Origin of the sequence: Shewanella colwelliana ATCC 39565, assembly GCF_000518705.1 — a bacterium.
In the GTDB taxonomy this organism is placed as follows: Bacteria; Pseudomonadota; Gammaproteobacteria; order Enterobacterales; family Shewanellaceae; genus Shewanella; species Shewanella colwelliana.
On record NZ_JAEC01000017.1, the window covers coordinates 122,975 to 133,364 of the forward strand.

Here is a 10,390-nt window from a genome sequence, read left to right on the forward strand (position 1 = left end):
AACCACCTAATTGCATATTTAGTGGTATAATCAGCCCAATTTTTTTCTCATAAGTGCTGATTTCCTATGTCCCAAGATACGACTAACAACAACCATTCTTCAGTAGCAGCGTTTTTATGGTCAGTAGCCGACCTTCTGCGTGGTGATTTTCGACAATCTCAATACGGTCGTATCATTCTCCCATTCACACTATTAAGACGATTAGAGTGTGTGCTTGAAGCAACCAAGCCAGATGTTTTAGCCAAATATGACGCTGTAAAAGCAATGCCATTTGAAGCGCAAGATAAGCTACTGACGCACACAGCGCAGTTAAGCTTTTACAACACGTCAAAAATGGATTTAAACCGCCTTGGTGAAACGGGCGTTGCCAGTAACCTAGAGAATTACATTCAATCGTTCAGCCCTAATGCTCGTGAGATTTTTGAGCACTTCGATTTCTTTAATACCATCGACAAACTCGAAGAAGCCGACCTGCTTTATAAAGTTGCGAAACGCTTTGCAACCACCGACCTTCACCCTAATACCATTAACAATCACGGTATGGGTTTAATCTTTGAAGAGCTGATCAGACGCTTTGCTGAAAGCTCCAATGACACGGCTGGAGAGCACTTCACACCAAGAGATATTGTCGATCTTACGACCTCTTTACTCTTCACTAATGAAGAAGAATTAACCAGCTCTGGTTTGGTTCGTTCTATCTACGATCCTACGGCTGGCACTGGTGGTTTCTTGTCATCAGGTATGGAATACGTTCACAAGTTAAATGACAAAGCTTCTCTGTCTGCCTTTGGTCAAGAGCTAAACCCAGAGTCATACGCAATCTGTAAAGCGGATATGCTTATCAAAGGGCAAAAGGTCGATAACATTAAGTTAGGTAATACTCTATCAAATGATCAACTCCGTACCGATAAGTTTGACTATATGCTATCTAACCCTCCGTTTGGTGTGGATTGGAAGAAGATCCAAAAGTTCGTCAATGACGAACATAACGACAAAGGCTTTGAAGGTCGTTTTGGTGCAGGTTTACCACGAGTTTCTGACGGTTCGTTACTGTTCTTAATGCACCTTGTGAGCAAAATGCGTCCCCGCTCTGTTGATAATAAAGGGAACGAAGGCGGTTCACGCATAGGGATTATCTTGAATGGTTCGCCACTCTTTACAGGTGGTGCTGGTAGCGGTGAAAGTGAAATTAGACGCTATATTCTTGAAAATGACTTGCTTGAAGCGATTGTGGCTCTACCTACGGATATGTTCTACAACACAGGCATTGCAACTTATGTGTGGGTTTTATCTTCTCACAAGCCAGCGAACCGCAAAGGCAAGGTTCAGCTTATCAATGCCTCAAAAGAACGTGCTAAAACAGGTGGGCGTGGTCGCAGTGGCGGTGGTGAAGTTAAAGGTAATGATGAAAATGTATTCTATGCAGCAATGCGTAAATCACTAGGCAGTAAGCGTAAAGAGCTCACCCCAGCAGCGATTGATACAATTGTAAAAACATACGGTCAGTTTGCAGAAAACGAGTTTAGTAAAATCTTTGATTATAAAGAGTTTGGCTACCGTAGAATTACAGTAGAACGTCCACTCAAATTAGCGATTTACCCGAAAGATGAACTACGCCTTGAAGCACTACAAGCAGATAAAGCGTGGAGCAAGTTAACCGAGTCTGCTCAATCAACGGTTTTAGAAGCTCTAGCTTCATTCACTGAAGAGAAGCTGTTATCTCGTGATGTGTTCCTAAAAACGTTTATCGCTAAAACTAACGGCATCAAGCTAACCGCAGCCCAGCAGAAAATGATCGTGAAGCATTTAGGTGAGCACGATGATGAAGCCGAAGTATGCAAAACAAAAGGCAAAGTTGAAGCAAACCCAGATTTACGTGATAACGAGAACGTGCCATTAACTGAAACCGTTGACGAATACTTCGCTCGTGAAGTTCTGCCGCACGTTCCTGATGCGTGGATTGATACCAAAAAGACTGATGAACTTGATGGAGAGGTCGGTGTGGTAGGCTATGAGATCCCATTCAACCGTCATTTCTATGTCTATGAACCACCAAGAGCATTAGAAGCAATTGACGCAGATTTAGATGCCGTATCGGCTGAGATTATGCAGCTACTTAACGAGGTGCATTCATAATGACAGGTCGTTATAAGGCATATCCAGAGTATAAAGAGTCTGGTGTTGAGTGGGTTGGGAAAATACCCTCAGATTGGTCTATGTGGAAATTGGCTCACGCTTTTAATGAAATAGGCTCAGGCACAACACCTCCAACAAATAATGAAGAATGGTTTAAAGGTAATGTTCCTTGGATTACTACTGGAGAACTTCGTGAAAAGGTAATAATAGACACGAAGAAAAAATTATCTGATAGCACTTTAACTACTTTTCCTACATTAAGAAAATACCCTGTTGGGTCTGTAGCTATTGCAATGTATGGCGCTACTATTGGCAGGTTAGGTATTTTTGGAGTAGAAGCAACAACAAATCAAGCCTGTTGTGTAATGACGACTTCAAAACAACTTGATAATAAATATCTATTTTATTGGCTATGGGCTTTTAAAGAGGACATCATTCGATTGTCTTCGGGCGGTGGTCAACCCAATATTAACCAAGAAAAAGTTGCTTCATTAAAAGTTTCAGCACCAAAGCCAGAAGAACAACAAAAAATCGCCAACTTCCTCGATCACGAAACCGCCAAGATCGACACCTTAATCACCAAGCAAGAAAAGCTGATTGAGCTGTTAAAAGAAAAACTCCTTGCGAATCGTTATCATACCGTAACAAAAGGGCTAAACCCTGATGTTAGTTTTGTTGAAACAGGAATTAGTTGGACTCCTTTAGCCCCAGAGCACTGGTCACAAGTCCCAAATCGAAGTGTAATGTCTATGAGGCGAGTTTTAGTTGGTCAAAATTATCGAAATTACCAGCTTCTATCTTTAACAAAAAAAGGAGTGTTAGTTCGTAACATATCAAGTGGAGAAGGCAAACAATCGGATCACTTAGATAGGACACAGGAAGTTAGAAAAGGCGATCTTGTATTTTGTCTATTTGACGTTGAGGAAACGCCTCGAACTGTAGGTCTATCTCATCACCTTGGAATGATTAGTGGTGACTATACTGTATTCGAATGTTCAAACCCAAATATGGCAAGATTTTTAGAATATTTTTACAAAGCTATGGACGATAGAAAGCTCCTTAAACCATTATACCGAGGTTTGAGGAAGCGGATTCCAAAACCAGGTTTTTTAAGAGTTAATATTCCAGTTCCACCAAAAGAAGAACTAGAGAGCATCTTACAATCCCTTGATTACTTAGAAGAAAGAATTGAACAGCTTACTCATTTAGCGGATAAGCAAGTAACAATACTCAAAGAACGCAAAACAGCCCTTATCTCAGCAGCAGTAACTGGCAAGATTGATGTAAGAAACTTCAACTCCAAAGAGCAAGGATCTCATAATGGCTAAGAAAAATGAACGCACGATATTGTTCTTGGATTTGCATTTACAAACAAAAACAACAACCCCAAAAATAACTGGATTGACCAACCGATTTACATTGGATGAACTATTTAACAAAGTTAAGGCTATTCGGGAAGCAAATAACGTTAACTTAGTTCGTGGTTCAGAAAATAACAAAAAAGAGATTTACTTAGCTGATATAGAGCAGGATTTGGTAAAGCGTTGTTGGACTCTGCTTGTAAATATTACTGATACTACTCTTGCAGATGAAGTCCATCGAAAAATCGGTGGTGATGAAGAAACTCGGAAGGTAAATGCCAAAGAAAATGGTGTTGGCACTGATTTTTCTTCCCATATCATCATTAAATCAGATCCTGAACCTGATGGAAGTTGGACTGTTTTATATGAACAATCAACGGCTTTACCCATCAAGCTCGTAGCCAGCTATCTCAATGAACTATTTAAACGAGTAGCCAAATCTTCTAAAGATGATTTTGAAATAGACCATCCTAAGAATGCTGTTGATAAGAAAGGAAATATTAAGAAAATTAATACTTATTGTCATTGTCATTTTAACGGTCATGTCTCTGATCAATTTCGTAGTGATTTAAACGGTGGAAACTTAAAAAACATCACCCTGATAACAGGCGAAATCAAAAGTGTCGTTGGTTATGATGCTCAGAAGCATACCAGTATCAAAGAGGTGCAACTTCCAATTCAAATTGATAAAGATGCAATTCTAAAAGCTGGTGGAAACTGGAAGTGGATTGATAATTTTAGAAAAAATGATGCTAAAGACTTGAGTATGCAAGAAATTAAAGTTTCATTTAAGGATGAAGGTGATGTCGCACATACTGCTGATATTGATATCACAACAGGAAAACTGATTAACAATGATCAGTATTTAAAAAAAGTAAAAATCACAGATTTTGTGGAGATCTTAACTACATCAGTTGATCTTATTCATAAACCAATCAGAACAAAGATGCTTGAGCATATTTAGTTATGAAAAAATATGACGTAATTGCTTATCAACTAACCAGACCTATCTCATACTTGTTCTTAAAACATCAAGCAGGGAAAGTCTATAACTGGATCATTCCAACGTTTCTCACGGGACTTAGTTTAATGATCTTAGTGTCATTAGCTGAGATCGATGACATTACAGGAGAAAACGGTTTAGTCGCAAACTTGACGGATTTTGTTATTAGTTTGCCTGGTTTTTTAATCGCTGCGTTAGCTGCAATTGCCACCTTTAACCGCCCCATTATCGATCAAGAGATGATTGATGCGCCAACTATCGACATAAAGGCAGGTAATACGGAACTCTTTGACCAGCCTTTAACTCGTAGAGGCTTTCTTTTACGGTTATTTTCTTTCTTAACCGTAGACAGCATATTTCTTATTATCTATGCAAAAGTCGGATCTATCACATCTGTTCCAAGTTTTTTAGAGTCCCCATTTCATATTGCTGAATGGTTGTTTGTAAGCATATTCCTACTTATCTTCTGGCAGTTGCTCACTCTTCTGCTTTTTGGAATGTATTACCTCTGTGAAAGGCTCAATTTAAATATATAGGGTTTGAAATGTCAGACGCAGCACAAGAAAAAATATTCCAAAACGACATCCTTGACCAAATGCAGTCTCAAGGCTGGTTGCTAGGTGAGTCGAACAAATACAATAAAGAGTTGGCACTTTATCCTGAAGATGTGATTGCCTTTGCTATGGCAACACAGCCTGAGCAATGGAATAAATTAGCGCAGCACTTCCCTGAAACAGATCGCAACCCTACCGCTACGGCTGATGCACTTCTCAAATTATTAGAAAGAGAATTAAAAAGCGAAGGCACGTTATGGGTTCTACGAAACAAACTCAGTGATCGTGGCGCAAAGTTCGATATGTGTAGCTTCAAACCTGACCACGATTTGAACCCAACGGCAACGGCACGTTATAAGGAAAACATCCTCCGTGTTGTGCCTGAGTTAGTTTACTCACCAAATGGCTATGATGGTCGTTTAGATTTAACGCTATTCGTCAACGGTATCCCTGTCGCTACGTGTGAGCTTAAATCGGAGTTTAAACAGTCGATTGATAATGCAAAAGTCCAATATATGAAGGACAGGCAGCCAAAAGATCCTAAGACTAAAAAGCCTGAACCGTTATTGACCTTTAAACGTGGTGCATTGGTTCACTTTGCTGTGAGCCAATACAATGTTGCAATGACCACTTGTTTAGACGGTAAAAAGACGTTTTTCTTACCGTTTGACCAAGGCACAGAGGAAGGTGGTAAGGGCAATGACGTTCCTGCTTTTTCAATAGAGGGGAATGATAGCTATGCAACGTCTTACCTCTGGAATGAGATTTTCCAAAAAGATAATTTACTACTGATCTTAAGCCGATACATTCACCTCGAAGTAAAAGATGAAGAGCAGTTAGACGGTTCAATCAAAGTCAAAGAGACAATGATTTTCCCTCGTTATCACCAATGGGCGGTGGTTTCTAAACTGCTTAAAACGGTGGATAGCGAAGGCACTGGTCATAAATACCTAATTCAGCACAGTGCAGGTTCTGGTAAATCAAACTCGATTGCGTGGCTGTCTCACCAACTTGCTTCAAAGCACTACTACACTGATCACCCTGAGCTAAACAAAGCGTCTGGGGATAAGGTCTTTGACTCAGTGATAGTGATTACTGATAGAACAGTGCTTGATAGTCAGCTACAAGATACGATTTATCAGTTTGACCATAATGAAGGGATGATTGCTCGTGTTAACCGAGAAGAAGCACAAGGCTCTAAATCTAGCCAATTGGCAGGAGAGTTAAAAGCAAGCACCTCTATCATTATCGTAACGATCCAAACATTCCCACACGTATTAGAAGCGATCCGTAAAGATTCTACTCTTTCAGGTCGAAGCTTTGCGGTTATTGCCGATGAAGCACACTCAAGCCAAACAGGAACAACCGCACGCAAATTACGTGAAGTGCTAATGGCAGAGCAATTAGACGGGAATGAAGAGCTAGACAGTGAAGATATGCTTCGCTTATCGCTGGAAGCTCGTAAAGGCTCAAACAATATTAGTTATTTTGCATTTACCGCAACACCGAAAGCAAAAACCTTAGAGCTATTTGGTCGTAGACCTGATCTTGATGAGCCAGCCAGTGATACCAATAAACCTTTACCATTCCACGTTTATTCAATGCGCCAAGCGATTGAAGAAGGGTTTATTCTGGATGTATTACAGAATTACACCAGTTATCGAGTCGCTTACCAATTGGCACACGATAACCCAGCCTCAGATCACGAAGTAGACAGTAAAAAAGCCGCTTCAAAAATGGCGAAGTGGGTTCGTTTACACCCTTACAATATTGCTCAAAAAGTCGAAACCATTGTTGAGCACTTCAACGAAAAAGTGAAACACTTACTAGGCGGTGAAGCAAAAGCAATGGTCGTCACCAGTAGCCGTTTAGAAGCGGTGCGCTACAAACTGGCTTTTGAAAAATACGTGCAAGACAAAGGCTATAACAACGTTAATGCAATGGTGGCGTTTTCTGGCGAAGTGAATGACCCAGACTTTCCCGATCAGCCTTTTACTGAAAATAATATGAACCCTAATCTGCGTGGTCGAGATATGCGTAAAGCATTTGATACTGCTGATTATCAGGTGATGTTGGTTGCGAATAAGTTCCAGACAGGATTTGATCAGCCTAAGCTTGTCGCTATGTATGTCGATAAGCCATTAAAAGGCGTTGAGTGTATTCAGACCCTATCAAGGCTAAATCGAACGTGTAAGGGCAAAGACAAGACCTTTGTGCTCGACTTTGTGAATGACCCAGAAGAGATCTTGGCAGAGTTTAAGGTTTACTTCCAAACGGCTGAACTGGCTGGCGTATCTGATCCAAATATTGTTTATGATCTGATGAAAAAGCTCAATCAGGTTGGGATTTACCAGTGGTTTGAAGTAGAAGCGTTTGTTGATGCGTATAACAACAAACAAGCAAACCAAGCCAAATTAGCCAATCTGTGTAAACCTGCCGTTGATCGTTTCACCGTTCGCTATAAAGAAGCCACTCAGGTTCTTCAATCCGCACAGGCAGAAGTATCAAAAGCAAAAATTGAGAAGAACGACAAGAAGATTAAGTTTGCAGAAAACAGCGTCAAACACGCTAAAGAAGCACGAGATATTCTTGAAGTGTTTAAGAAGGATTTAATCTCTTTCTATCGCTACTATGAGTTTACTTCTCAGATCGTCAATTTTGAGGATTTTGAGCTGGAAAAACTCAGCATCTTCGCCAAGCATCTACACCCATTGCTTCGATTTGATGTGGTTGAAGATGATATTGACCTCAGTGATGTAGCAATGACTCATTACCGTTTGCATGAACAGCGAGAAGCTGATCTGCAATTAGGACATAAAATTGGTGAAGAGCCAAAGCCTTACTTAGCGCCAAGTAAAGAAGGGGCTGGTGCTGCCCCTAAAGATCCTAAGACTGAATTACTCAATGAAATTATTGAGCGCATGAATGACCTGTTTATTGAAGATGGTTTATCAGAAAACGATATGCTCAATTATGCCAATACAATCATGGGCAAAGTATCTGAAAATGAAGTGGCAATGGATCAAGTCAACAACAATACCAAAGAACAAGCAATGTTAGGTCAATTCCCTGAAGCTATTCAAACGGCGATTATTGATAGCCTAGATACTCACAACGTAATGGCGATGAAAGCCTTATCAAATGATGTAGTATCGAAAGGTCTTGCCAGTTTAGTGTTTGATATGCTGATGAAAGGGATGGAAAACTCTAAAAATTCTAGTGAGATCAGATAAAAAGTTTTACGACATAAAGGACACTTTGATGGAAAACGGAAAGCCAATATTTTCAAAGTCACTAAAAAAGGATTTAGTTAAGCGACAAAATGAAATAAGGAATAGTTCACTTGATTCTAGGGAAGATTTGTTACCTGCATTGAAAGAGCGTTTGAGAGGAGGGGAAGACAAAAGGCATTCTGTTTTACCTTTTGAAAAAAGTGTGTTTTTTCCTGTGATTTTTAGAGAAGCACTGAAAGGTCGGTACTCCATTGTAACTGCACTATATGAAGAAGCCATTGAATTGCATAATTTATATATGGCTGGAGGAAGGTTTCCTGAGGACTCTTTTGAGTGGTTTAACCAACCTGAAATTAGTGTGCTTCAGCAAAAGCTAAGGGAAGAGTTCGCAGCTATCGGGAAAGAGTTAGCTTATAAAAAAAGAAGAAAAACAACCTATGAAGCTCAACTTTTTCTATTTAAAAATGTACTTTCTCCATTAGACCAATTCACATGGGTTAATGGATGTCGCTTAGACTTCTTTTTTGAGCTAAGTATTGATTTATTAGCGCAGTCTTTTATGAGTGAGTTTATTCAGCCTCATGTTAAGTTACCTTCTCCGTTGGACTTTTATGGGGCAACGGAAATTGATTACCGCAGTTTTTGCCAATCACCTACAGAAGGCAATGTATTAGCTGAGCAAATGGGACTCTATAATTTAAGAGACTATATTGTCGCTGAGGCTTGTATAAAAGATGTTCTATCTCAAATCATTTCATCTCAAATCGGGTTGTCGGATGTAAAGTTGTTAACGGAAAGAGATAGCATACTATTCGATATATATGAGCTAATCCCTTTATATATAAAGTCTTGGGATTCTAACAAAAATAAGATTCTAATTAATGATGAACTAGCCATATTTTTATTTATGGAATACGGTTTTCCTAGCTTTGCTATTGGTAAACCCGCAGATAAAGCTGAAAGTTTTAGTACAACGACCTTTAGGTTTGGCTGGTCAGTGACTAATGATTTTTGGTGTTATGCAAAGCAAGATTGCAAACTTAAAGAGTTGGAGGTACTAGGCGATTTTGTTTTAAATGAATTTCACCAAAAGCTGTTAGCTCTATACTCGATTCGTCAAAATGAAAGAACAAAAAGTACTGTTGTTTATGATGCCGATAGTGAGATTGAGCTTGCTGATTTTACTTATGAATATCATAAATCATTAGGTGAGAGTGCTCTTGGTAATGCTCTTGAAAGTCCAGTAATTACTAAACCTGCTGCTCGTCCAGTTCCATCAGTAACAATGTCTTACTTTTTCAATTTCATGAAGAAGGCTTTTGAATGCCAGGTTGAAAACGGCAAAGGAAGTGAGATGAAGATCTGGCGAAAAGGAACGAAAATTTATACTCTAGGAAGACATAAACAAGACCAGCAAATCCCTTCTTTTCTCATAAAAAAAATATTAAAACGATTAGGTATTTCACAAAATGAATGGCTGTCAGTCTTTATTAAAAGGCATTAAATTATAATTACGCTACTAGATGGCATTGCTCTTACTGAGCTTTAGAGAGTTCTAATTAGGAGAATTGCTTAAGGCATAGAGGCATTTTATTTATTTGCTCTCTCTGCCGTATATACAGTTTTAGAGCAAGCCCTAGGTGATAAAACCCAACCTTGCTATTTTGTTGTTGACTGACTTTTTAGGTGATGATGTTTAATGGAATAAGAGTTTTTGACACTGTTTTAAGTTCCAGAAATACGAAGGATACTGTTTCTAGAAGGCTCTTCGTCGTTAATGGTGGAACCCCATATCCAACTTCCCAAAGTGAAACAGTATTGCTCGCTTAAATCGCTCTGTATTTCTATACCCCATGGCCTTTACTCTCAGCAGCCTTATTTGACTATTGATAGCTTCTGCTAGACCATTTGAAACACCAAAACGCATCGCATTAAGTATGCCCCATAATTTAGACTCAACTGTTTCAGCTACGGAAATTAAAGGCTTGATATTACTTGCCTTGATTAAAGCTATCCATTCTAGCCATCTCTGCTTAGTGCCGCGAACGCAGTTGCCATGCCATATGTCACGAGCTTGCTCTTTAAAATACCAAGCTAGCGCTG

The 10,390-nt window shown here is 39.4% G+C and carries 7 protein-coding genes; 6 read left to right on the forward strand and 1 reads right to left on the reverse strand.

The features are described from left to right. Positions 1 to 66: 66 nt before the first annotated feature. The 6 genes from L876_RS0109460 to L876_RS0109485 are packed head-to-tail and all read left to right on the forward strand — an operon-like array spanning position 67 to position 9,791. Positions 67 to 2,136: a type I restriction-modification system subunit M gene (locus tag L876_RS0109460; protein ID WP_028763587.1), complete on the forward strand. Its 2,070-nt coding sequence runs from the start codon at positions 67 to 69 to the stop codon at positions 2,134 to 2,136. Then, complete coding sequence (locus L876_RS22950; protein WP_037428293.1) at positions 2,136 to 3,464, forward strand: restriction endonuclease subunit S; 1,329 nt, start codon at positions 2,136 to 2,138, stop codon at positions 3,462 to 3,464. Before L876_RS0109460 ends, L876_RS22950 begins: the two co-directional genes overlap by 1 nt. Continuing rightward, complete coding sequence (locus L876_RS0109470; protein WP_028763588.1) at positions 3,457 to 4,461, forward strand: hypothetical protein; 1,005 nt, start codon at positions 3,457 to 3,459, stop codon at positions 4,459 to 4,461. Before L876_RS22950 ends, L876_RS0109470 begins: the two co-directional genes overlap by 8 nt. 2 nt (positions 4,462 to 4,463) lie before the next feature. Next, on the forward strand, positions 4,464 to 5,036 hold the full coding sequence (locus L876_RS21475; protein WP_037428294.1) for a hypothetical protein: 573 nt from the start codon (positions 4,464 to 4,466) through the stop codon (positions 5,034 to 5,036). A gap of 8 nt (positions 5,037 to 5,044) precedes the next feature. Next, positions 5,045 to 8,287, forward strand: a complete 3,243-nt coding sequence (locus L876_RS0109480; RefSeq protein ID WP_028763589.1) for a type I restriction endonuclease subunit R — start codon at positions 5,045 to 5,047, stop codon at positions 8,285 to 8,287. A 28-nt stretch (positions 8,288 to 8,315) separates the two neighbouring features. Continuing rightward, entirely contained in the window at positions 8,316 to 9,791 is a 1,476-nt protein-coding gene (locus tag L876_RS0109485; protein ID WP_028763590.1) for a hypothetical protein, read from the forward strand. Positions 9,792 to 10,061: 270 nt separating this feature from the next. Here the strand turns inward: L876_RS0109485 and L876_RS0109490 are convergent. Continuing rightward, positions 10,062 to 10,390 (reverse strand): transposase (locus L876_RS0109490; RefSeq protein ID WP_028763591.1); only part of this gene is annotated, 329 nt, incomplete at its 5' end.

Bases quoted from the DNA above. Each gene is read 5' to 3' on its own strand.
- L876_RS0109470 (WP_028763588.1), top strand. From the start codon at position 3,457: ATGGCTAAGAAAAATGAACGCACGATATTGTTCTTGGATTTGCATTTA.
- L876_RS0109480 (WP_028763589.1), top strand. From the start codon at position 5,045: ATGTCAGACGCAGCACAAGAAAAAATATTCCAAAACGACATCCTTGAC.
- L876_RS0109485 (WP_028763590.1), top strand. From the start codon at position 8,316: ATGGAAAACGGAAAGCCAATATTTTCAAAGTCACTAAAAAAGGATTTA.
- L876_RS21475 (WP_037428294.1), top strand. From the start codon at position 4,464: ATGAAAAAATATGACGTAATTGCTTATCAACTAACCAGACCTATCTCA.
- L876_RS0109460 (WP_028763587.1), top strand. From the start codon at position 67: ATGTCCCAAGATACGACTAACAACAACCATTCTTCAGTAGCAGCGTTT.
- L876_RS22950 (WP_037428293.1), top strand. From the start codon at position 2,136: ATGACAGGTCGTTATAAGGCATATCCAGAGTATAAAGAGTCTGGTGTT.